Source organism: Mycobacterium sp. PO1 (assembly GCF_017312405.1).
Taxonomy (GTDB): domain Bacteria; phylum Actinomycetota; class Actinomycetes; order Mycobacteriales; family Mycobacteriaceae; genus Mycobacterium.
Genome location: NZ_BLTG01000004.1, coordinates 1 through 23237, shown reverse-complemented (window position 1 = coordinate 23237; position 23237 = coordinate 1). Strand labels below are relative to the sequence as shown.

20 protein-coding genes are annotated in these 23237 nt (G+C 69.4%); 16 read left to right on the top strand and 4 right to left on the bottom strand.

The window, feature by feature from the left end:
* The first annotated feature begins 32 nt into the window (after nucleotides 1-32).
* The 10 genes from pheS to argH all read left to right on the top strand — a co-directional run bounded on the left by pheS (nucleotide 33) and on the right by argH (nucleotide 12018).
* Nucleotides 33-1076 carry a phenylalanine--tRNA ligase subunit alpha gene (pheS, locus tag J3476_RS01115; protein WP_207064786.1) on the top strand — a complete coding sequence of 348 codons (1044 nt, stop codon included), beginning with the start codon at nucleotides 33-35 and terminating at the stop codon, nucleotides 1074-1076.
* Nucleotides 1076-3562 (top strand): phenylalanine--tRNA ligase subunit beta, encoded by a 2487-nt coding sequence (pheT, locus tag J3476_RS01110; RefSeq protein WP_207064785.1) that lies wholly within the window; start codon nucleotides 1076-1078, stop codon nucleotides 3560-3562. Before pheS ends, pheT begins: the two co-directional genes overlap by 1 nt.
* Before the next feature lie 115 nt (nucleotides 3563-3677).
* The gene (argC, locus tag J3476_RS01105; protein WP_207064784.1) at nucleotides 3678-4721 is read left to right on the top strand and encodes an N-acetyl-gamma-glutamyl-phosphate reductase; all 1044 of its coding nucleotides are present in this window, start codon (nucleotides 3678-3680) and stop codon (nucleotides 4719-4721) included.
* A gap of 5 nt (nucleotides 4722-4726) precedes the next feature.
* Entirely contained in the window at nucleotides 4727-5911 is a 1185-nt protein-coding gene (argJ, locus tag J3476_RS01100; RefSeq protein WP_207064820.1) for a bifunctional glutamate N-acetyltransferase/amino-acid acetyltransferase ArgJ, read from the top strand.
* Entirely contained in the window at nucleotides 5908-6783 is an 876-nt protein-coding gene (gene argB / locus J3476_RS01095) for an acetylglutamate kinase (protein ID WP_207064783.1), read from the top strand. The genes argJ and argB overlap by 4 nt, the downstream gene beginning before the upstream one ends.
* Nucleotides 6780-7961, top strand: coding sequence for an acetylornithine transaminase (locus tag J3476_RS01090; RefSeq protein WP_207064782.1), 1182 nt, complete (start codon nucleotides 6780-6782; stop codon nucleotides 7959-7961). The genes argB and J3476_RS01090 overlap by 4 nt, the downstream gene beginning before the upstream one ends.
* A complete protein-coding gene (gene argF, locus J3476_RS01085) occupies nucleotides 7958-8887 on the top strand; it encodes an ornithine carbamoyltransferase (protein WP_207064819.1) in 930 nt (309 codons plus the stop codon). The genes J3476_RS01090 and argF overlap by 4 nt, the downstream gene beginning before the upstream one ends.
* Nucleotides 8884-9381 carry an arginine repressor gene (locus J3476_RS01080; RefSeq protein ID WP_207064781.1) on the top strand — a complete coding sequence of 166 codons (498 nt, stop codon included), beginning with the start codon at nucleotides 8884-8886 and terminating at the stop codon, nucleotides 9379-9381. Before argF ends, J3476_RS01080 begins: the two co-directional genes overlap by 4 nt.
* Before the next feature lie 25 nt (nucleotides 9382-9406).
* Nucleotides 9407-10609 carry an argininosuccinate synthase gene (locus J3476_RS01075; RefSeq protein WP_207064780.1) on the top strand — a complete coding sequence of 401 codons (1203 nt, stop codon included), beginning with the start codon at nucleotides 9407-9409 and terminating at the stop codon, nucleotides 10607-10609.
* Nucleotides 10606-12018, top strand: a complete 1413-nt coding sequence (argH, locus tag J3476_RS01070; RefSeq protein ID WP_207064779.1) for an argininosuccinate lyase — start codon at nucleotides 10606-10608, stop codon at nucleotides 12016-12018. Before J3476_RS01075 ends, argH begins: the two co-directional genes overlap by 4 nt.
* Before the next feature lie 22 nt (nucleotides 12019-12040).
* Here argH and J3476_RS01065 read toward each other — a convergent pair whose 3' ends face one another.
* Nucleotides 12041-13816, bottom strand: a complete 1776-nt coding sequence (locus J3476_RS01065) for an ABC-F family ATP-binding cassette domain-containing protein (RefSeq protein WP_207064778.1) — start codon at nucleotides 13814-13816, stop codon at nucleotides 12041-12043.
* A 93-nt stretch (nucleotides 13817-13909) separates the two neighbouring features.
* Here J3476_RS01065 and J3476_RS01060 point away from each other — a divergent pair, with 93 nt between their 5' ends.
* From J3476_RS01060 to J3476_RS01050, 3 genes are all read left to right on the top strand, one after another.
* On the top strand, nucleotides 13910-16888 hold the full coding sequence (locus tag J3476_RS01060) for an acyl-CoA synthetase (protein WP_373889009.1): 2979 nt from the start codon (nucleotides 13910-13912) through the stop codon (nucleotides 16886-16888).
* An 82-nt stretch (nucleotides 16889-16970) separates the two neighbouring features.
* Nucleotides 16971-17486, top strand: coding sequence for a hypothetical protein (locus J3476_RS01055; protein ID WP_207064777.1), 516 nt, complete (start codon nucleotides 16971-16973; stop codon nucleotides 17484-17486).
* A 7-nt stretch (nucleotides 17487-17493) separates the two neighbouring features.
* A complete protein-coding gene (locus J3476_RS01050; RefSeq protein WP_173012213.1) occupies nucleotides 17494-17697 on the top strand; it encodes a Trm112 family protein in 204 nt (67 codons plus the stop codon).
* On the opposite strand, the gene J3476_RS01045 is transcribed toward J3476_RS01050, so the two are convergent.
* From J3476_RS01045 to J3476_RS01035, 3 genes are read right to left on the bottom strand one after another with little or no spacing between them, the layout of a single operon-like run.
* Nucleotides 17694-18317 (bottom strand): TetR/AcrR family transcriptional regulator, encoded by a 624-nt coding sequence (locus tag J3476_RS01045; protein ID WP_207064776.1) that lies wholly within the window; start codon nucleotides 18315-18317, stop codon nucleotides 17694-17696. The genes J3476_RS01050 and J3476_RS01045 overlap by 4 nt on opposite strands.
* A 5-nt stretch (nucleotides 18318-18322) precedes the next feature.
* The gene (locus J3476_RS01040; RefSeq protein ID WP_207064775.1) at nucleotides 18323-19150 is read right to left on the bottom strand and encodes an ABC transporter permease; all 828 of its coding nucleotides are present in this window, start codon (nucleotides 19148-19150) and stop codon (nucleotides 18323-18325) included.
* Complete coding sequence (locus tag J3476_RS01035) at nucleotides 19075-19845, bottom strand: ABC transporter ATP-binding protein (RefSeq protein ID WP_207064774.1); 771 nt, start codon at nucleotides 19843-19845, stop codon at nucleotides 19075-19077. The genes J3476_RS01040 and J3476_RS01035 overlap by 76 nt, the downstream gene beginning before the upstream one ends.
* 58 nt (nucleotides 19846-19903) lie before the next feature.
* Here J3476_RS01035 and J3476_RS01030 point away from each other — a divergent pair, with 58 nt between their 5' ends.
* Genes J3476_RS01030 through tyrS form a run of 3 tightly spaced genes read left to right on the top strand, consistent with a single transcriptional unit; the run spans nucleotide 19904 to nucleotide 22874 of the window.
* A complete protein-coding gene (locus J3476_RS01030; RefSeq protein ID WP_207064773.1) occupies nucleotides 19904-20953 on the top strand; it encodes an alpha/beta hydrolase in 1050 nt (349 codons plus the stop codon).
* Entirely contained in the window at nucleotides 20937-21566 is a 630-nt protein-coding gene (locus tag J3476_RS01025; RefSeq protein WP_207064772.1) for a DNA-3-methyladenine glycosylase, read from the top strand. The genes J3476_RS01030 and J3476_RS01025 overlap by 17 nt, the downstream gene beginning before the upstream one ends.
* 18 nt (nucleotides 21567-21584) lie before the next feature.
* Nucleotides 21585-22874: a tyrosine--tRNA ligase gene (gene tyrS, locus J3476_RS01020; protein WP_207064771.1), complete on the top strand. Its 1290-nt coding sequence runs from the start codon at nucleotides 21585-21587 to the stop codon at nucleotides 22872-22874.
* Nucleotides 22875-23237 lie beyond the last annotated feature (363 nt).

Sequence of the window (23237 nt, the reverse complement as noted above, 5' to 3'; positions counted from 1 at the left end):
AGCGCGGTCAGCCCATCACCTATGATCGCCGGGTGGCTGAGCAGCCAGTGGACCTATCCGACACCGCACTCGACGAGGCGGTGCGTGCCGCCGTGCGCGCCTTCGACCAGGCCGGCACCCTCGACGAGTTGTCCCGCGCGAAGACAGAGCATCTCGGGGACCGGTCGCCGATCGCTCTGGCGCGCCAGGCCCTCGGGTCGCTGCCCAAGACGGAACGCGCCGACGCGGGCAAGCGCGTCAACGTCGCCCGCGCCGCGGCGCAGGCCGCCTACGACGAACGGCTGGCGGCGCTGCGTATCGAACGCGACGCCGCGGTGCTGGTGGCCGAACGCATCGACGTCACCCTGCCGTCGACACGTCAGCCGGTCGGCGCCCGCCACCCCATCACGATCCTCGCCGAGCACGTCGCCGACACCTTCGTGGCGATGGGCTGGGAGCTAGCCGAGGGGCCCGAGGTCGAGACCGAACAGTTCAACTTCGACGCGCTGAACTTCCCGCCGGACCATCCGGCCCGCAGCGAGCAGGACACCTTCCACGTCGCACCCGAGGGGTCGCGGCAGGTGCTGCGCACCCACACCTCGCCGGTGCAGATCCGTGCCCTGCTCGAGCGTGACCTGCCGGTCTACATCGTCTCGATCGGCCGCACGTTCCGCACCGACGAGCTCGACGCCACCCACACCCCGGTGTTCCATCAGGTGGAGGGCCTGGCAGTGGACAAGAACCTCACAATGGCCCATCTGCGGGGCACCCTCGACGCGTTCGCGCGCTCGGAGTTCGGCCCCGAGGGCCGCACCCGGTTCCGCCCGCACTTCTTCCCGTTCACCGAGCCGTCGGCCGAGGTCGACATCTGGTTCCCGAACAAAAAGGGCGGTCCCGGCTGGGTCGAGTGGGGCGGCTGCGGCATGGTCAACCCGAATGTGTTGCGCGCGTGCGGCATCGATCCCGAGGTGTACTCGGGCTTCGCATTCGGCATGGGATTGGAGCGCACCCTGCAGTTCCGCAACGGCATCCCCGACATGCGCGACATGGTCGAGGGCGACGTCCGGTTCTCGCTACCGTTCGGGGTGGGAGCCTGATGCGCCTTCCCTACAGCTGGCTGCGCGAGGTCGTGGCAGCCGGCGCCCCGGGCTGGAACGTGTCGGCCGAGGACCTCGAGCAGGCGCTGATCCGTATCGGCCACGAGGTCGAGGACATCATTGCGGTCGGCCCGGTCAGCGGACCGCTGACGGTCGGTCGCGTCGCCGAGATCGAAGAACTCACCGAGTTCAAGAAGCCGATCCGGGCGGTGAAGGTCGATGTGGGGGAGCCGCAGTTACGTGACATCGTCTGCGGGGCAACGAACTTCGCGGTCGGCGACCTTGTGGTCGCGGCCCTGCCCGGGACGGTGTTGCCCGGCGACTTCCGCATCGCTGCGCGAAAGACCTACGGGCGCACCTCCGACGGCATGATCTGCTCGACTGCCGAACTCAACCTCGGCACCGATCACTCCGGGATCTTGGTGCTGCCGCCCGGCACCGCCGAACCGGGTGCCGCGGCCGCCGACGTGCTGGGGCTCGACGACGTCGTGTTCCATCTGGCGATCACGCCGGACCGCGGCTACTGCCTGTCCGTTCGGGGGATGGCCCGCGAGATCGCCAACGCCTACGACCTCGACTACGTCGACCCCGCGGAGGTGGCCCCTCTGCCCGCCGAGGGCGAGGCGCTGGCGGTGACCATCGACGCGGGCACGGGCGTGCAGCGGTTCGGGCTCCGGCCGGTGACCGGCATCGACCCTCATGCGGTGTCGCCGTGGTGGATGCAGCGCCGTCTGCTGCTGTCCGGGATCCGGGCGATCTCGCCTGCGGTGGACGTGACGAACTACGTGATGCTCGAACTGGGGCATCCGATGCACGCGCACGACCGTGGCCTCATCAGCGGTGGCTTCCGGGTGCGGTTTGCCGAGCCGGGTGAGACGGTCGTCACGCTCGACGATGTCGAACGCACACTGGATCCCGCCGACGTGCTGATCGTCGACGACGCCGCGACGGCCGCGATCGGCGGGGTGATGGGTGCGGGGACCACCGAGGTCCGCGACACCACCACCGATGTGCTGCTGGAGGCGGCGGTGTGGGATCCGGCTGCGGTGTCGCGCACGCAACGTCGGCTGCACCTGCACAGCGAGGCGGGCCGTCGATACGAGCGCACTGTCGACCCCGCGGTGTCGGTCGCCGCGCTGGATCGGTGCGCCGCACTGCTGGCCGACATCGCCGGCGGCACCGTCGAGCCGCGGCTGACCGACTGGCGCGGCGACCCGCCGACCGAGGACTGGTCGCATCCGCCGGTCAGCATGCCTCTGGATCTACCCGACCGCACCGCCGGAGTCGACTATCCGGCCGGCACCGCCGAGAAACGGTTGACACAGATCGGCGCGGCGGTCCGCGTCGACGAAGACCGGATCACCGCGACTCCGCCGAGCTGGCGGCCCGACATCCGTCAGCCCGCCGACCTGGTCGAGGAGGTCATGCGCCTCGAGGGGCTCGACGCGATCCCCTCGGTGCTGCCCACCGCCCCTGCCGGCCGGGGCCTGACACCCGGTCAGAAGCGTCGCCGGGCCGTCGGGAAATCGCTCGCGCTGAGCGGATTCGTCGAGATCCTGCCCACGCCGTTCCTGCCTGCGGGCATCTTCGACAAATGGGGCCTGGACGACGACGACCCGCGTCGGCGCACCACCTCGGTGCTCAACCCGCTCGAATCCGACCGCCCGCACCTGGCCACCACGCTGCTGCCCGGACTGTTGGAGGCGTTGAGCCGCAACGTCTCCCGCGGTGCCGTGGACGCGGCGTTGTTCGCGATCGCGCAGGTGGTCGAGCCCACCAGCGACACCCGCGCGGTCGAGCGCATCCCGAATGACCGCCGGCCCACCGACGACGAGATCGCGGTGCTGGATTCCTCGCTTCCGCACCAGCCCCAGCACGTCGCTGCGGTGTTGGCCGGTCTGCGTGAACCTGCGGGTCCCTGGGGTCCCGGGCGCCCGGTCGAGGCCGCCGACGCGTTCGAAGCCGTCCGCGTGATCGGGCGCGCCGCAGGAACCGACCTGACCCTGCGCGCCGCCGAACACCTGCCCTGGCATCCCGGCCGATGCGCGGCGGTCATGATCGGCGACGTGGTGGTCGGGTACGCCGGCCAGCTCCACCCCGCGGTCATCGAGCGGTCCGGGCTCCCGAAGGGCACCTGCGCGCTCGAGCTCGACCTCGACGCCGTGCCGATCGTGGAGTCACTGCCCGCACCCACGGTGTCGCCGTTCCCGGCGGTGTTCCAGGACGTCGCGCTCGTCGTGGCAGACGACGTGGCGGCCCAGAGCGTGGTCGACGTGGTCCGCGCCGGGGCCGGGGAGCTGCTCGAGGACGTGCGGCTCTTCGACGTCTACACCGGGCCTCAGATCGGTGCGGGCCGTAAATCGCTGGCCCTGGCTCTGCGGTTCCGCGCGCCGGACCGCACGCTGACCGAGGAGGAAGCCAGCGCCGCACGCGACGCCGCGGTGGCGGCCGCGGCCGAGAAACTCGGGGCTGAACAACGCCGCTGAGGCGACATGCGCTCAGCCGTTGCCGAGCGACACGGGCAGGTGCGCGACCCGGGAACAAACCCGGCGGGCAGCGGGCCAATAATGAGTTTGCGTGTAGGTGAATAATCATGCAACCATGGCGGCCATGATTTCAGTCGCGGTTGCAGGGGCGAGCGGATACGCCGGTGGCGAGATCCTCCGGCTCCTGCTGGGGCATCCCGCTTTCGCCGACGGCCGTCTGCAGATCGGTGCGCTGACGGCGGCCGCCAGTGCGGGCACCGCCCTCGGTGAGCACCATCCGCACCTGGTGCCGCTGGCCGGCCACGTCCTGGAACCCACTGACATCGACACGCTCGCCGGTCACGACGTCGTGTTCCTGGCGCTGCCGCACGGACACTCCGCTGTCCTGGCCGACCAGCTGGGTGCCGACACTCTGATCATCGACTGCGGCGCCGACTTCCGGCTGACCGACTCGAGCGCCTGGCAGCGGTTCTACGGCTCAGAGCACGCCGGCAGCTGGCCCTACGGGCTGCCCGAACTGCCCGGCGCGCGGCAACGCCTCGTGGGGGCACGGCGCATCGCAGTGCCGGGCTGTTATCCGACCGCGGCGCTGCTGGCGCTGTGGCCGATGTTCGCCGAAGACCTCGCCGAACCCGCCGTCACGGTTGTCGCGGTCAGCGGCGCGTCGGGCGCCGGCCGCTCGGCCAAGGTGGAGCTGCTCGGCGCGGAGATCATCGGCTCCGCCCGCGCCTACAACGTCGGCGGCAGACATCGCCACACTCCCGAGATCGCCCAGGGGCTGCGCGCAGTCACCGGCACCGATGTCTCGGTGTCGTTCACCCCGGTGCTGATACCGACCTCGCGGGGCATCCTCGCCACGTGCACGGCCCGGACCAGTGCGTCGCTGTCCCAGCTGCGCAGCGCCTATGAAAAGGCCTATGCCGACGAACCTTTCGTCCATCTGCTGCCCGAAGGACAGTTGCCGACCACCGGGTCGGTGATCGGCAGCAACGCCGCGCAACTGGCCGTCGCACTCGACGAGGACGCCGAGACATGCGTTGTCATCGCCGCGATCGACAACCTCGTCAAAGGCACCGGGGGTGCCGCCGTGCAGTCGATGAACCTCGCCCTGGGCTGGCCCGAAACCGCCGGCCTGTCGACGGTCGGAGTGGCCCCGTGACCCGGATGCTGCGCACCCAGGGCGTCACCGCACCGGCCGGATTTCGCGCCACCGGCATCTCGGCGGGCATCAAGGCCTCCGGGGCACTCGATCTGGCACTCGTGTTCAACGAAGGACCCGACCACACCGCCGCCGGGGTCTTCACCCGCAACAAGGTCAAGGCCGCGCCGGTGCTGTGGTCGCAGCAGGTCCTGACCACCGGCCGGCTCCGCGCGGTCGTCCTGAACTCCGGCGGCGCCAACGCCTGCACCGGTCCGCTGGGTTTCCAGGACACCCATGCCACCGCCGAGGCCACCGCTGCCGCGCTGTCGGACTGGGGTACCGAGACCGGCGCGATCGAGGTCGCGGTGTGTTCCACAGGCCTGATCGGTGACCGGCTGCCGATGGACAAGGTCCTGGCCGGTGTGCGGGAGGTCGTCCACGAGATGGCCGGCGGGCTCACCGGCGGGGAGGAAGCCGCCCGCGCCATCATGACCACCGATACAGTGCCCAAACAGGTTGCGCTGCACCAGGACAACTGGACCGTCGGTGCGATGGCCAAGGGTGCGGGGATGCTCGCGCCATCGCTGGCCACGATGCTCTGCGTCATCACCACCGACGCGGTGGCCAGCCCTGAAGCGTTGCGCGCCGCCCTGAACGCCGCCACCGCCACGACATTCGACCGGCTCGACGTCGACGGCAGCTGCTCGACCAACGACACGGTGCTGCTGCTGTGCTCGGGCGCCAGTGAGATCACCCCCTCCCAGCAGGAACTGACCGCGGCGGTCACGCGGGTGTGTGAGGACCTGTGCGCGCAGCTGCAGGCCGACGCCGAAGGCGTGACGAAACGCGTCGCGGTCACCGTCACCGGCGCCCAGACCGAAGACGACGCGGTCCTCGCCGCGCGGGTCATCGCCCGCGACAGCCTCGTCAAGACCGCACTGTTCGGTTCCGACCCGAACTGGGGCCGGGTGCTGGCCGCCGTCGGAATGGCCCCGGTGGCCTTGGATGCGAATCGGATCACCGTGTCGTTCAACGGGTCTCCGGTGTGTATCGACGGTGTCGGCGCGCCCGGCGCGCGCGAGGTGGACCTGTCCGGAGAGGACATCGAGGTCAGCGTCGACATCGGCGTGGGGGACGCGTCGGCGACCATCCGCACCACCGACCTGTCGCACGCCTACGTCGAAGAGAACTCGGCGTACAGCTCATGACACTGCAGACTCCGGACAAGGCGCAGGTACTGGCCGCGGCGCTGCCGTGGCTGAAGGCACTGCACGACAAGATCGTCGTGGTCAAGTACGGCGGCAATGCGATGACCGACGACACCCTCAAGGCCGCGTTCGCCGCCGACATGGCGTTCCTGCGCAACTGCGGCATCCACCCGGTCGTCGTCCACGGCGGTGGACCCCAGATCAGTGCGATGCTCAAGAAGCTCGGCATCGCCGGCGACTTCAAAGGCGGCTTCCGGGTGACCACACCCGAGGTGCTCGACGTCGCACGCATGGTGCTCTTCGGCCAGGTGGGCCGGGAACTGGTCAACCTGATCAACGCACACGGCCCGTACGCGGTGGGCATCACCGGCGAGGACGCCGGACTGTTCACCGCGGTGCGGCGCACCGTCATGGTGGAGGGGATCGCCACCGACATCGGACTGGTCGGCGACGTCGCCGACGTCAACACCGACGCGGTGCTGGACCTGATCGACGCCGGCCGCATCCCGGTGGTCTCGACGATCGCCCCCGACGGCGACGGGCTGGTCTACAACATCAACGCCGACACCGCGGCGGCCGCGCTGGCCGAAGCGCTGGGCGCGGAGAAGCTGCTGATGCTCACCGACGTGGAGGGCCTGTACACCCGATGGCCGGACCGCGGATCGCTGGTGAGCCAGATCGACGCGGCCGCGCTGACCCAACTGCTTCCGACCCTCGAGGAGGGCATGGTGCCCAAGATCGAAGCCTGCCTGCGGGCGATCCACGGCGGGGTGCCCAGCGCCCACGTCATCGACGGCCGCGTCGCGCACTGCGTGCTGGTCGAGCTGTTCACCGACGAGGGTGCGGGCACCAAGGTGGTGAGCGGGGCATGACCGAGCAGGCACCTCTGCTGCAGCGGTGGTCGGCGGTGATGATGAACAACTACGGCACCCCGCCGTTGGCACTGGCCAGCGGAGACGGCGCCGTCGTCACCGACGTGGACGGCAACGACTATGTCGATCTGCTCGGCGGCATCGCCGTCAATGTGCTCGGCCACCGCCACCCTGCGGTGATCGAGGCGGTGAACCGGCAGATGAACACGTTGGGGCACACCTCCAACCTCTACGCCACCGAACCCGGCGTCGCACTCGCCGAGGCGCTGGTGGACCTGCTCGGGGCGCCCGCGCGGGCGTTCTTCTGCAACTCCGGCACCGAAGCCAACGAGGTCGCCTTCAAGATCACCCGGCTGACCGGCCGCACCAAGCTGGTGGCAGCCGAAGGGGCGTTCCACGGCCGCACGATGGGCTCACTGGCGTTGACGGGCCAGCCGTCCAAGCAGGCGCCGTTCGCCCCGTTGCCGGGCGACGTGACGTTCGTGCCCTACGGCGACGTCGACGCGCTGCGCGCCGCTGTCGATTCCAGCACCGCGGCGCTGTTCCTGGAACCGATCATGGGGGAGGGCGGCGTCGTCGTACCGCCGGCCGGCTACCTGGCCGCCGCCCGCGACATCACCGCCGAGCACGGTGCGCTGCTGGTTCTCGACGAGGTGCAGACCGGTGTCGGGCGTACCGGCGCGTTCCTCGCCCATCAGCACGACGGCGTCACCCCTGACGTCGTCACACTGGCCAAGGGACTCGGCGGCGGGCTGCCGATCGGGGCGTGCCTGGCCATCGGGGCCACAGCTGAGCTGCTCACTCCGGGGCTGCACGGCAGCACCTTCGGCGGCAACCCGGTGTGCACGGCGGCCGCGCTCGCGGTACTGCAGGCGCTGGCTGACGAACGGCTGATCGAACGGGCCGACGTGCTGGGCAAGACGCTCAGCCACGGCATCGAGTCGCTCGGGCATCCGCTGGTCGACCATGTCCGCGGCCGCGGCCTGCTGCGCGGTGTGGTGCTGACGGCGCCCAGCGCCAAGCACGTCGAGACCGCCGCGCGCGAGGCCGGGTTCCTGGTCAACGCCGCCGCGCCCGACGTGGTGCGACTGGCGCCCCCGCTGGTCATCACCGAGACACAGATCGATTCCTTCCTGGCGGCGCTGCCCGCCGTGCTGGACAAGGCGGTGCAGTCCTGATGCGACACTTCCTGCGCGACGACGACCTGAGCCCCGACGAGCAGGCCGAGGTGCTGGCCCTGGCCGCCGAGGTCAAGGCCGACCCGTTCGGGCGCACACCGTTGGCGGGCCCGCGTGGCGTGGCGGTGATCTTCGAGAAGAACTCGACCCGCACCCGGTTCTCGTTCGAGATGGGCATCGCCCAACTGGGCGGGCACGCCGTCGTGGTCGACGGGCGGAGCACCCAGTTGGGCCGGGAGGAGACGCTGGAGGACACCGGCCGGGTGTTGTCGCGTTACGTCGACGCCGTCGTGTGGCGCACCTTCGCCCAGGAACGGCTGACCGCGATGGCATCGGGCTCCACGGTGCCCATCGTCAACGCGCTGTCCGACGAGTTCCACCCGTGCCAGGTGCTGGCCGACCTGCAGACCCTGGTGGAATGGAAGGGCGCGCTGAAAGGCCTGCGGCTGAGCTACTTCGGTGACGGCGCCAACAACATGGCGCACTCGTTGATGCTCGGCGGGGTGACCGCCGGCATCGACGTCACCATTGCTGCGCCGCGCGGCTTCGAACCGCATCCGATGTTCGTCGCGGCCGCGGCCGAACGTGCCCGCCACACCGGCGCCACCGTCACCGTGACCGACGACGCGCAGGCCGCGGCCGACGGCGCCGACGTCCTGGTGACCGACACGTGGACCTCGATGGGACAGGAGAACGACGGTCTGGACCGGGTCCGCCCGTTCCGGCCGTTCCAGGTGAACTCGGCCCTGCTCGATCGTGCCGACTCAGAAGTCGTTGTCCTGCACTGCCTTCCCGCGCACCGCGGGCATGAGATCACCGACGACGTGCTCGACGGTCCGCGCAGTGCGGTGTGGGACGAGGCCGAGAACCGGCTGCACGCCCAGAAAGCGCTGCTGGTGTGGCTGCTGGACAAGAGCACGTCGTGACGTCCACACCCTCGCAAGCCACCACCCGGGCGGGGCGCCAGGCTCGCATCGTCGCGCTGCTGTCGGCGCAGTCGGTGCACAGCCAGAGCGAGCTGGCGGCGCTGCTGGCCGCCGACGGGATCGAGGTGACGCAAGCGACGTTGTCGCGTGATCTCGAAGAGCTCGGCGCGGTGAAGCTGCGCGGAGCGGACGGGGGAACGGGTGTCTACATCGTGCCCGAGGACGGCAGCCCGGTGCGCGGCGTCACCGGCGGCACCGAACGAGTGTCGCGGTTGCTGTCGGACCTGCTGGTGTCCACCGACGCCAGCGGCAACCTGGCCGTGTTGCGCACCCCGCCGGGTGCCGCGCACTATCTGGCCAGCGCCATCGACCGCGCGGCCCTGCCGTTCGTGGTCGGCACCATCGCCGGTGACGACACCATCCTGGTCGTCGCGCGTGAACCGATGACCGGAGTGGAGCTCGCCGCCACGGTCGAAAACCTGTCCCGAGCCTGAAGCAACAACAAGAGGAGCAACAACTATGTCCGAGCGCGTCATCCTGGCGTATTCCGGCGGTCTGGACACCTCGGTGGCGATCAGCTGGATCGGCAAGGAGACCGGGCGTGAGGTGGTGGCCGTGGCCATCGACCTCGGGCAGGGCGGCGAGGACATGGACGTCGTTCGCCAGCGTGCGCTGGACTGCGGCGCGGTCGAAGCCGTCGTCGTGGACGCCCGCGACGAGTTCGCCGAGCAGTACTGCCTGCCCGCCATCAAGTCCAACGCGCTCTACATGGACCGCTACCCCCTGGTGTCGGCGCTGAGCCGGCCGCTGATCGTCCGCCACCTCGTCGACGCGGCCCGCGAGCACGGCGGCGGCATCGTCGCGCATGGGTGCACGGGCAAGGGCAACGACCAGGTGCGCTTCGAGGTCGGTTTCGCCTCGCTCGCCCCCGACCTGCAGGTGCTGGCCCCGGTCCGCGACTACGCGTGGACGCGCGAGAAGGCGATCGCGTTCGCCGAGGAGAACGCGATCCCGATCAACGTCACCAAGCGTTCGCCGTTCTCCATCGACCAGAACGTGTGGGGACGCGCGGTGGAAACCGGCTTCCTCGAGCACCTCTGGAACGCCCCGACCAAGGACGTCTACGACTACACCGAAGATCCGACGATCAACTGGAGCAGCCCGGACGAGGTCGTGGTCGGTTTCGAGAAGGGCGTCCCGGTCAGCATCGACGGCCAGCCGGTCACGGTGCTGCAGGCCATCGAGCAACTCAACCAGCGCGCCGGCGCGCAGGGGGTCGGGCGCCTGGACGTCGTCGAGGACCGCCTCGTCGGCATCAAGAGCCGCGAGATCTACGAGGCGCCCGGCGCGATGGTGCTCATCACCGCGCACACCGAGCTCGAACACGTCACGCTGGAACGCGAACTCGGCCGGTTCAAGCGCAACACCGACCAGAAGTGGGGCGAGCTGGTCTACGACGGCCTGTGGTACTCGCCGCTGAAGACCGCACTGGAAGCGTTCGTCGCGAACACCCAGGAGCACGTGACCGGCGAGATCAGGATGGTGCTGCACGGCGGTCACATCGCGGTCAACGGTCGCCGCAGCGCGGAATCGCTGTACGACTTCAACCTCGCCACCTACGACGAGGGTGACACGTTCGACCAGTCCGCGGCCAAGGGCTTCGTCCACGTCCACGGGCTGTCGTCGAGCCTGTCGGCGCGCCGGGACCTGGCCGGTCAGTGAGTACCAACGAAGGTTCTCTGTGGGGCGGCCGATTCGCCGACGGCCCCGCCGATGCCCTTGCCGCACTGAGCAAGTCGACCCATTTCGATTGGGTGTTGGCGCCGTACGACATCGCCGCGTCCAAAGCTCACGCGCAGGTGTTGTTCCGGGCCGACCTGCTCACCGCCGAGCAACGCGACGGTCTGCTCGCCGGCCTGGACAGCCTGGCCGCCGACGTCGCCGACGGCAGCTTCGGGCCGCTGGTCAGTGACGAAGACGTGCACGGCGCGCTCGAGCGTGGGCTGATCGATCGGGTCGGCGCCGACCTGGGCGGCCGCCTGCGGGCGGGACGTTCGCGAAACGACCAGGTGGCCACGCTGTTCCGGATGTGGCTGCGCGACGCGATCCGCCGCGTCGCCGACGGTGTGCTCGACGTGGTCAAGGCGTTGGCCACCCAGGCCGCCGCCCATCCCACCGCGATCATGCCCGGCAAGACGCACCTGCAGTCCGCTCAGCCGATTCTGCTGGCCCACCACCTACTGGCACACGCCCACCCGTTGTTGCGCGATGTCGACCGACTCGCGGACTTCGACGCACGGGCCGCGGTGTCGCCGTACGGGTCCGGCGCGTTGGCCGGGTCCTCGCTGGGGCTCGACCCCGACGCGATCGCCGACGAACTCGGCTTCGCTGCGGCGGCCGACAACTCGGTCGACGCCACCGCGTCGCGGGACTTCGCCGCCGAGGCGGCGTTCGTGCTGTCGATGATCGGCGTCGACCTGTCCCGGCTCGCCGAAGACATCATCTTGTGGAGCACCACCGAATTCGGTTACGTCACGCTGCACGACGCCTGGTCGACGGGCAGTTCGATCATGCCGCAGAAGAAGAACCCCGACATCGCCGAGTTGGCGCGGGGCAAGAGTGGACGGTTGATCGGCAACCTCACCGGGTTGCTGGCCACGCTCAAGGCCCAGCCGCTGGCCTACAACCGTGACCTGCAGGAGGACAAAGAGCCGGTGTTCGACTCGGTGGCGCAGCTGGAGATGCTGCTGCCGGCGATGGCCGGCCTGGTCGGCACTCTGCGCTTCGACACCGACCGGATGGCCGAGCTCGCACCGCTGGGGTACACGCTGGCCACTGACGTCGCCGAATGGCTCGTCCGTCGCGGGGTGCCGTTTCGGGTGGCACATGAAGCCGCCGGTGCCGCGGTGCGCGCGGCCGAAGCCCGCGGTGTCGGCCTCGAGGAACTCGAGGACGCCGAATTGGCCGGAATCCACGCCGAACTCACCCCGCAGGTGCGCGAGGTGCTCACCGTGGAGGGCTCGGTCAACTCCCGCGACGCGCGCGGCGGCACCGCCCCCATCCAGGTCGCCCGGCAGCTCGGCGCGGTGCGTGACGTCACAGACCGGTTGCGGCTGCGGCTAAACCGATAGACGAGAGCTGCCGGCCGGACCGCTAACCGGTCTCGTCGGCCAGCTCCAGCCAGTTCTCCTCGAGGGCCTGCTTGCGGTCGAGCAACTCGGCGAGCTCACCGTTGAGCTCCGCGGCGCGCACATGGTCGGCAGCGGCCTCGGCCATCGCCTCGTGCAGCGCGGTGATGCGGTCGTCGAGCTTGCCGAGCTGGTTCTCGATGCGCGTCATCTCCTTGCCGGTGCGGCGCTCGCGGGCCGCAGCGGTCTCACCGCCGGCCGGTTCGGCTCGGCCGGGCTGGGTTCGCGCCGGTTCGCGCGCCGCCGACGTGCGTTCGGCCAGATACTGCTCGATGCCGCCGGGCAGGAGTTCGCAGCGACCGCCACCGGTCAGCGCGTAGGTGACGTCGCTGACCCGCTCGAGGAAGTAGCGGTCGTGGGTCACCGCGATCAGCGTCCCCGGCCATCCGTCGAGGTAGTCCTCGATCACCGTGAGCGTGTCGATGTCGAGGTCGTTGGTCGGCTCGTCGAGCAGCAGCACGTTGGGCTCGTCGAGCAGCATCCGCAGGAACTGCAGCCGTCGGCGTTCACCGCCGGACAACTCACCGATGCGCGCGGTCAGCTTGTCGCCGACGAAGCCGAAGTCCTTGAGCAACGTGTCCGCGGTGATCTCACGACCCCCGGCCAGCTCGGTGACCCGGCGCCGGTCCTCGACCGCATCGATCACCCGTCGTGAGCCGTCCAGTTCCTTGAGCGCCTGGCTGAGATAACCGATCCGCAGCGTGAGGCCCCGCTTGACGGTGCCCGCCGTCGGCGCGAGCTCGCCGGCGAGCAGCCGCAGCACCGACGTCTTGCCCGAACCGTTCACACCCACCAGCCCGATCCGCGCCCCGGGCCCGATCGACCAGTCCACGCTGTCGAGCAGCACCCGGGGCGGCTCGCCGACCTCGAGCCGAACCCGGTGCAGATCGAAGACGTCTTTGCCCAATCTGGTCGTCGCGAACCGTTGCAGCACCAGCGAATCACGCGGCGGTGGCTCGTTGGCGATCAGCTCGTTGGCCGCCTGGATGCGGAACTTCGGTTTGGAGGTGCGCGCGGGCGGTCCGCGCCGCAACCACGCCAATTCCTTGCGCATCAGGTTCTGGCGGCGTGCTTCGGCGCCTGCGGCCAGCCTCATGCGCTCGGCGCGCGCCAGCACGTAGGCGGCATAACCGCCGTCGTAGGCGTCGACGACACCGTCGTGGACCTCCCAGGTGCTGGTGCACACCGCGTCGAGAAACCAGCGGTCGTGGCTGACCACCACCAGCGCCCGCGCCGGGCGCGAGGACAGGTGGTCGGCCAACCACCCGATCACCTCGACGTCGAGATGGTTGGTGGGTTCGTCGAGCACCAGGACGTCGTGGCCGGCCAGCAGCACCTCGGCCAGCGCGACCCGGCGGCGCTCGCCACCCGACAGCGCCGACACCTCGGCGTCCAGATCCACCCCGGACAGCAGGTTCTCCACGACGGCCCGGGTGGCGGGTTCGGCGGCCCAGATGTGGTCGGGGCGGCCACCGGTGATCACACCGCGCACGGTGGTGCCGCGGGCGAAGTCGTCGGCCTGACGCAGATAGCCCACAGACAGACCGGAGGTGTGGGTGACGCGCCCGGAATCGGGCTGCTCGGCACCGGTCAGGATCCGCAGCAGCGTCGTCTTGCCGTCACCGTTGCGGCCCACGACGCCGATCGCGTCGCCTTCCTCCACGCCCAGACTGACCGCATCGAGCAACGTGCGGGTACCGAAGCCGATCGTGGCTCGTTCGAGGTTGACCAGGTTTGCCATCAGCCGCCGATGATAGGTGGCCGCTGTGCCATGATGACGACTGCAGTACCGGGGGACCGCAACAGGCGGACGCGTTCAGAGAGGGGAGTGCCGGTGGTGGACCTCTCGGCGATCACCCGCCCCGTCGGGCGGCTGGTGGCCACCGCACAGAACGGCCTGGAGGTGCTCAGGTACGGCGGTCTGGAAACCGGTGCGGTGCCGTCGCCGTTCCAGATCATCGAAAGCGTGCCGATGTACCGGCTGCGGCGGTACTTCCCGCCCGATGCCCGCCCCGGGGCCAAACCGGCGGGGCCGCCCGTGCTGATGGTGCACCCGATGATGATGTCGGCCGACATGTGGGACGTCACCCGCGAGGACGGCGCGGTCGGCATCCTGCACCGCGCGGGCGTCGATCCGTGGGTCATCGACTTCGGCTCACCGGACAAGATCGAGGGCGGGATGCAGCGCAACCTCGCCGATCACGTGGTGGCGCTCAGCGAGGCGATCGACACGGTCAAGACGGTGACCGGTCGCGATGTGCACCTCGCCGGCTACTCACAGGGCGGGATGTTCGCCTACCAGACGGCGGCCTACCGCCGCTCCAAGGACCTGGCCAGCATCATCGGTTTCGGATCGCCGGTCGACACATTGGCCGCGATGCCGATGAACCTGCCGGCGAGCCTGGCGCCGGCGGCCGCGGACTTCATGGCCGACCACGTGTTCAGCCGCATCGACATCCCCGGCTGGCTGGCCCGGACCGGGTTCCAGATGCTCGATCCGATCAAGACCGCACAGTCGCGGCTGGATTTCCTGCGCCAGCTCCACGACCGCGAGGCGCTGCTGCCCCGCGAACAGCAGCGCCGGTTCCTGGCCTCCGAGGGGTGGATCGCCTGGTCGGGGCCGGCGATCTCCGAGCTGCTGAAACAGTTCATCGCCCACAACCGGATGATGACCGGCGGCTTCTCCATCCACGGGGATCTGGTGACGTTGTCGGACATCAGCTGTCCGGTGCTGGCCGTCATCGGTGAGGTCGACGACATCGGTCAGCCGGCCGCGGTGCGCGGCATCAAACGCGCCGCCCCCGAAGCCGATGTGTACGAATTCCTCATCCGCGCCGGTCATTTCGGGCTCGTTGTGGGCTCCAAGGCGGCGTCGCAGACGTGGCCGGCGGTGGCGGCCTGGGTGCGCTGGCTCGACGAGGGCGGCCCGATGCCCGAAGGGGTCAGCCCGATGGCCCTGCAGGCATCCGAACCCAGCGAGAGCGGGGTGACGCTGGCGTCCCGCCTGGCCCACGGCGGGGCTGCGGCCACCGAGATGGCGTTCAGCCTGGCCCGGTCGGCCGCCGACGCCCTGGTGGCGGCGAACAAGTCCGCGCGCACGCTGGCGGTGGAGACCGCCCGCACGCTGCCGCGGCTGGCCCGGCTGGGACAGGTGAACGACCACACCCGGATTTCGCTGGGCCGCATCATGACTGAGCAGGCGCACGAGGCCCCCAAGGGTGAGGCGCTGCTCTTCGACGGACGGGTGCACACCTACGAGGCGGTGGACCGCCGCATCAACAACGTGGTGCGCGGCCTCATCGAGGTGGGCGTGCGTCAGGGTGCGCGCGTCGGCGTGCTGATGGAGACCCGGCCCAGCGCGCTGGTCGCCATCGCCGCGCTGTCGCGGCTGGGCGCTGTCGCGGTGCTGATGCCGCCTGATGCCGACCTCGCCACGGCGGCACGACTGGGCGGGGTGACCGAGGTCATCACCGATCCCAGCAACCTGGCCGCGGCCCGCGAACTGGAATCGCGGATCCTGGTGCTCGGCGGTGGTGAGTCCCGGGATCTGCACCTCGACGCCTTCGACGGCGTCGCCGAGGTCGTGGACATGGAGAAGATCGATCCCGACGTCGTCGAGCTGCCCGGCTGGTACCGGCCCAACCCGGGTCTGGCGCGCGACCTCGCCTTCATCGCGTTCAGCACGATCAGCGGTGAGCTCGTCGCGCGCCAGATCACGAACTACCGGTGGGCACTGTCGGCGTTCGGAACCGCCTCGGCGGCCAACCTGTCCCGCAGCGACACGGTGTACTGCCTCACCCCGCTGCACCATCAGTCGGGGCTGCTGGTCAGCCTCGGCGGGGCAGTCGTCGGCGGGGCCCGCATCGCGCTGTCGCGCGAGGTTCGCCCCGACCGCTTCCTGCAGGAGATCCGGCAGTACGGCGTCACCGTGGTGTCCTACACGTGGGCGATGTTGCGCGAGGTGATCGACGATCCGGCGTTCTCGCTGACCGGTAACCATCCGGTGCGCGTGTTCATCGGTTCCGGAATGCCCTCCGGGTTGTGGCGGCGCGTCGTCGACGTGTTCGCGCCGGCCAATGTCGTCGAGTTCTTCGCCACCACCGACGGGCAGGCGGTGCTGGCGAACGTCGCCGGCGCCAAGGTCGGCAGCAAGGGCAGGCCCCTGCCCGGAGGCGGGGACATCGCCCTGGCGGCCTACGACGCGGAAGACAACCTGATCCTCGAAGACGAGCGCGGGTTCGTCCGCCGGGCCGAGACGAACGAGGTCGGTGTGCTGCTGGCCCGGCCGCGCGGCCCGGTCGACCCGTTGGCTTCGGTCAAGCGCGGTGTGTTCGCCCCCGCCGACACCTGGGTGTCCACCGAGTACCTGTTCCGCCGGGACGAGGACGGCGACTACTGGCTGGTGGACAACCGGGCGGCGGTCGTGCACACCGAACGGGGACCGGTGTTCGCCGGCACCGTCAACGACGCCGTCGGCAGGCTGGGTGCGGTGGACATGGCCGTCACCTACGGCGTGCCCCACGGCGACGGATGTCTCGCGGTCACCGCGCTGGCGCTGCGGCCGGGCGGCACCGTCCCGTCTGCCGACCTGTCCGAGGCGTTGGCCGACCTCGCCGTGGGCTGCCCGCCGGACATCGTCCATGTCGTCGCCGACATGACCCTGACCGCCACCTACCGCCCGCTGGCCGGGCCGCTGCAACAGCAGGGTGTTCCCAAACCCTCCCGTAACGCCTGGTACCTGGACCCCGATAGTGATCGGTACAAGCGGTTGACCGTGGCTGTGCGGAGCGAGATCGTCGAGAGCGCGCAGTGATGCCCGTCGAGGGCCACACTGTTAGGGTCCTGGAGACGATGCCGGGTCGTGTGGTCGGGCGTGCTGTCCACGAGGAGGATTGATGTCACCACAACCTTGGCGCCGCACCGCGGTGGCCGCGCTGGCCGCATCCACGCTGGTCGGTGGCCTGGCCCTGGGTGCCACTGCGCCCACGGCGCTGGCGCAGCCGGCTGACTCGTCCTCGTCGACCGAGCAGACTCAGGCGCCGATCTCACCGGATCAGGTGCTGATGATGATCTCGCAGGAGTACCAGACCGGTAAGGGCGGCGGTCAGGTGTCCAAGCTCATCGAGCAGGTCATGACGCTGCGGATGCGCGGTATCCGACCCTCGCGCGGCAACGCCGTGGCGTTGTCCGCGGCTCTGGAGAAGCGCCCCAACCAGGTCCCGCTGATCCAGGCGCTGGAGGAGACGCTGACCTACCAGCGCAAGCAGATGATGCGCTCGCAGAACCAGGTGCCGTCCGGCGGCGGCGCGCCTCCGGTGGCGACCCCGGGGATCCCGAACGGTCCCGCATGGCAGCCGGGCAACCCGATGCAGCAGGACAGCGACACGATCTTCCCGATGCCCGGTCGCTGAGCCGATGGTGCTGGATCCGGACTTACTGGCCATCCTGGTGTGCCCCGAGGATCGCGGTCCTCTGTTGCTGGTCGATGGCGCCTTGTACAACCCGCGGCTGCACCGCAAATACCGCATCGACGACGGGATTCCGGTCCTGCTGGTCGACGAGGCGATCGCCGTCGACGACGACGAGCACCGGCGGCTGGTCGCCGCGGCAGGACAGTCCTAGCTGAGTTCGGGCAGCTCACCGGTCAGGTAGCGCTGCAGATTCGGCGCAATCGTCTCCACGACCTCGGTCACCGGCAACGATCGAAACGGCTCCAGTTCGAGGATGTAGCGGGCCATCACCACCCCGATGAGTTGCGACGCCACGAATTGGACGCGTACCAGGCCGCTGCCCGGTGGATCGTCGACCCGGCTGCCCACCTCGGCGGTGATGACGTCCTGCAGGAACGAGCGGAACATCGACAGTTCGGCAACGTTGCTGCCACCGAGCACCGATCGCAGCGTGGCGATGAACCCCTTGCCCAGCTCCGAATCCCACAGCGGCAGCAGCAGCGACGGCAGCACGTGGCCGATCTCGTCGACGGGCACTTCGCGGAGCGGGCCGATGATGCTCATCGGATCGATGGGGATCTTGATCGCCGCGGCGAACAGCTGGGTCTTGGTTCCGAAGTAGTGGTGCACCAGGGCCGGATCCACGCCCGCGTCGGTGGCGATGGCGCGGATGGATGTCTTGTCGATCCCGTTGCGCGCGAACAACTCACGCGCGCTGGACAAGATGCGATCTCGGGTGTCCGAAGCGCCCGGCGGCCGGCCGGGTCGCTTGCGGTCCTGGTGGGTGGTCAATCTGTCTAGGGTGTCCTTCGCCGTAGGGTCGCAGCTGCCAGGGCCAGCGCCGCCACTGCGAATCCGACGACGACCGCGATGTCACGAACGGCGATCGACGTCAGCTCCGGGTGCGCACCGACTTCCTGCAGTGCCTCAAGAGCGTAGCTGGCGGGTAGGGCGTTGCTGATCCACTGCAGCCAATCGGGGAGTTGTGAACGCGGAACGATGATCCCGCACAACAGCAACTGCGGGGCGATGACCAGCGGCATGAATTGGACCGCCTGGAATTCGGTGCGGGCGAAGGCACTGCACAGCAGGCCGAGCCCCACTCCGAGAACGGCGTTGATGATTGCGATGGTGAACACCCACACCGGGCTGCCTGCAGTGTCGAGGCCGAGCAACCAGAACGACACCAGGCAGGCCAGGGTGGCCTGCGCGGCCGCGGCGAGCGAGAAGGCGGTGCCGTAGGCGGCCAGCAGGTCGAGTCGGCGCAGCGGTGTGGTCAGGATCCGCTCGAGTGTTCCGGAGGACCGCTCGCGCTGCATCGTGATCGAGGTGATGAGGAACATGACGATCAGCGGGAACACGCCGAGCATGATCAGGCAGGCGTTGTTGAACGGTGACGGGGCGCCGGGACGAACCGGCACGTCGGTGAACATGAAGTACATCAGCGCGATGATCACGCTCGGTACCAGCAGGATCATCGCGACGCTGCGGTGGTCGCCGGCCAGCTGGCGCAGAATGCGGACGGTCGTTGCCGAGAATGCGCGCGGACTCAGCGGGTGGGCGCCGCCTCTGCTGCGGTGCCGCGCCGGATGATGGACAGAAACGCTTCCTCCAGGGACTGACATCCGGTGTCCTTTCGCAATCGGGTTGGCGTGGTGTGGGCGAGAATTCGACCGTCGCGCATCAACAGCAGGTCAGCGCAGTGATCGGCTTCGTCCATGACGTGGCTGGAGACCAGCAGCGTGGTGCCGCGGCGGGCCAACTCGGTGAAGCGGTCCCACAGATCGGCGCGCAGGACGGGGTCCAGGCCGACGGTCGGTTCGTCGAGCACCAGCAGATCGGGGTGGCCCACCAGCGCGCAGGCCAGTGACACTCTGGTGCGCTGACCACCGGACAGGTTCGCCGTCAGCGCCTTTCGGTGGCTGTCCAGTCCGACCGCGTCGATCGCCCGGTCGACCTCGTCGGGCTCGGAGCCGTAGAGGGCGGCGAAATAGCGCACGTTGTCCACCACCCGCAGGTCCGGATAGATGGTCGGGTCCTGGCTGACGTAGCCGACCCGGTGGCGCAGCTCGGCTGATCCTGCCGGCTTGCCCAGCACCGTCACCGTGCCGCGCGTGACGATCTGGGTTCCCACGACGCTGCGCATCAGGGTGGTCTTGCCGCACCCCGACGGGCCGAGAAGGCCGGTGATGGTCCCCCGGGACACCGCGACGGTGACGTCGTCGAGCGCCACGTGATGACCCCGCAACACCCGGAGTCGGTCGATCTCGATCGCAGGCGACGAGCCGACCAAGAATTCACCGTCCGATGAAGTCATCATGCAATGAATTCTGGTCCGGTGCCGCAGGCCCTGTCAAGGTCTCCGTAGCATGTCGACGGTGACTCTCGATTCGCTGCGGTGCATCCCGGCCGGCAAGGTCGACGTCACCGCCCCGGTGGAGATCGACGGGTTGAGCTACATCGCCGCCGACGACCCGGCCATGCCGATGTACCGCGTCATCGCCAACAACCGGCAGCCCGTAGCGCTGCGGGACCTGATGATCGCGCCGGTGCGCACGGGCTACATCGGGGACGGCCATCAGCCGGATCCGGCGCTGGTGCCGCCCAGCGGCGCCCAAGCGGTTCCCGACGTGGCGGTCGATCAGGTTTATCTGCCGGTGCGCGACGGTGTCGCGCGATGCCAGCTCTACCGTCCCTTGTCGCCAACCGAGACTGCGCTGCCGGTCATCGTCTACTTCCACGGCGGCGGCTTCACTGTGGGCTCGTCCGAGGACTGCGACTTCGTGGCCCGCAAGCTCGCGTTCACGAACAACGCCGTGGTGGTGTCCGCCAATTACCGGTCCGCCCCGGAGTTCGCGTTTCCGGTGCCCTTCGACGACGCCTTCGACATCTACACCTGGGTGGTCGAGCACGGGGCACAGTTGGGCGGCGACACCGCCCGCCTCGTCGTCGCCGGGGACTCGGCCGGGTCGAACTTCGCCGCCGCCATTCCGTTGCGCGCCCGCACCGACGGGGTTCGGGTTCCTGATGCCACCGTCATGCTGGGCGCCTTCGCGGACTTCCAGTTCGAGCGCTGGCCGTCGTTCCGCGAATTGGCGCCGCGAGGCATCGTCTACGACATGGCATTCGCCGGCTTCATTCGCGGCGCCTATGTCGGGACCACCGCATGGGACCACCCCTGGGTCAGCCCCATCGAAGGTGATCTCGCCGGCTATCCGTTGGCGGTCGTGGTCGCCGGCACCCACGATCCGATCGTCGACTCGGCCCGTGCGTTCGTCCGCCGGATCCGCGACGCAGGAGGCTCGACCGTCGACTACTTCCCCGAGGGCATGCCACACGGCTTCTACTTCTTTCCCGGCGTCCATCCCGAGGAGGATGTCGCCTTCCGCGTGGTCGCCGAGGCGCTTGCCGATGTCTTCGACCGGTGAGGCCACCGGCGGACGGCTGGCGGCCGATCCGGTACTCGCCGCGCGTTCGCTGCTCGGAGCGGTCCTGGTAGGCCGTTCGGTGAGCGCGGAGATCGTCGAGGTCGAAGCCTACGGCGGGCCGGCCGACGGACCCTGGCCCGATGCGGCGTCGCATTCGTTCCGTGGTCCCGGGGTGCGCAACGCGGTGATGTTCGGCCCGCCCGGGCATCTGTACACCTACCGCAGCCACGGAATCCACGTCTGCGCCAATGTCGTGTGTGCGACGGACGGGGTGGCCGGCGCGGTGCTGCTTCGCGCTGCGGTCATCCGCGACGGCTTCGATGTCGCCTGGGCCCGGCGGGGATCCCGGGTCCGGGAAGCAGGCCTGGCCCGCGGTCCGGGCAATCTCTGTTCGGCGCTGGGAATCACCATGGACGACAACGGTGTCGACCTCTTCGATCCACAGGCGCCGATCCGTATCAGTGCACGTCGGCCGCGAAAGGGTGTCGCCGGACCGAGGGTCGGGGTGAGCAAGGCCGCCGACCGGCCCTGGCGACTGTGGCTGGACGGACACCCCGAGGTGTCGGCCTACCGCCGCAGTCCACGGGCACCGGCTCCCGGGGCCAGTGACTAGTACGGAAAGATCGACGGCGTGGGTAGCGACATCCTTGACGAACTGGAATGGCGTGGTCTGATCGCTCAGTCCACCGATCGCGCCGCCCTCGCCGAAGCCATGGCCGGCGGGCCGCTGACGGTGTACTCCGGGTTCGACCCGACGGCGCCGAGCCTGCACGCCGGGCATCTCATCCCGCTTCTGACGCTGCGCCGCTTTCAGGCGGCCGGCCACCGGCCCATCGTGCTGGCCGGCGGAGCGACCGGGATGATCGGCGATCCGCGCGACGTGGGCGAGCGCACACTGCAGACCGCCGACATCGTCGCCGAGTGGGCCGGGCGCATCCGGGGACAGCTGGAACGATTCGTGGAGTTCGACGATTCGCCGAGCGGCGCCCTGGTCGCCGACAACCTGTCGTGGACGGGCGAGTTGTCGGCGATCGAGTTCCTGCGCGACATCGGCAAGCACTTCTCGGTGAACGTCATGCTCGACCGCGACACGGTCCGCCGCCGGCTCGAGGGGGAGGGTATCTCCTACACCGAGTTCAGTTACATGCTGTTGCAGGCCAACGACTTCGTCGAACTCCATCGACGTTACGGCTGCACCCTGCAGATCGGCGGTTCGGATCAATGGGGCAACATCATCGCCGGCGTCCGGCTGGTACGGCAGAAGGCCGGCGCCACCGTGCATGCGTTGACCACCCCGCTGGTCACCGACTCCGAGGGCAAGAAGTTCGGCAAGTCCACCGGCGGCGGAAGCTTGTGGCTGGACCCCACGATGACGAGCCCGTACGCCTGGTACCAGTACTTCGTCAACACCGCCGACGCCGACGTCATCGCCTATCTGCGATGGTTCACCTTCCTCAGCGCCGAGGAGCTGGCCGAACTGGAGCAGGCGACCGCCGAGCGGCCGCACGAACGTGCCGCCCAGCGTCGGCTGGCACGTGAGCTCACCAACCTCGTGCACGGTCCGCAGGCCACGGCCTCGGTCGAGCACGCCAGCCAGGCGTTGTTCGGTCGCGGCGAGCTCACCGACATGGATGAGGACACGCTGGCCGCAGCGCTGCGCGAAGCGGGCAACAACGAGGTGGCGCAGTTGGTTCCGGGAGGGCCCGACGGCATCACCGATCTCTTGGTCGCCAGTGGTCTGTCGGCAAGCAAGGGTGCGGCTCGGCGCACCATCGCCGAGGGTGGCGTCTCGGTGAACAACGTGAAGATCACCACAGACGACTGGGTGCCGGATTCCTCGGACTTCCTGTTCGGGAAGTGGCTGGTGCTGCGCCGGGGCAAGCGCAACATCGCAGGCGTGCTGCGCGCCGAGCGAGGATGACCACGGTTCACGCTGCTCAGGCTTTGTTGCAACGGCCGGGAACAATGCGGGGCGTGCGCGCGTTGAGCATCTTCGGAGTGACCGTCGGAGCGCCCCTTGGGGCGATCCCGTCCGCCTGAGGTCTGGGCGGATGCTGGGATTCCGGGTCGAAAGACACGCCCTAGCAGGCGATTTGACTCGGCGTTAGCCCTGACGTAACTTATCGGAGTCGCCGCGACACGGGCCAAAACCCGGAGAGCGCGGCCGACTCCCAAGAGGATGACCACTTCGGTGGAAGTTCTCATCTGCCCGCACGAGAGATCGCGGCTTTACGCCGCGGCCTTCTTGCGCGGTCGGACGGGTGTGTTGTTTGAGAACTCAATA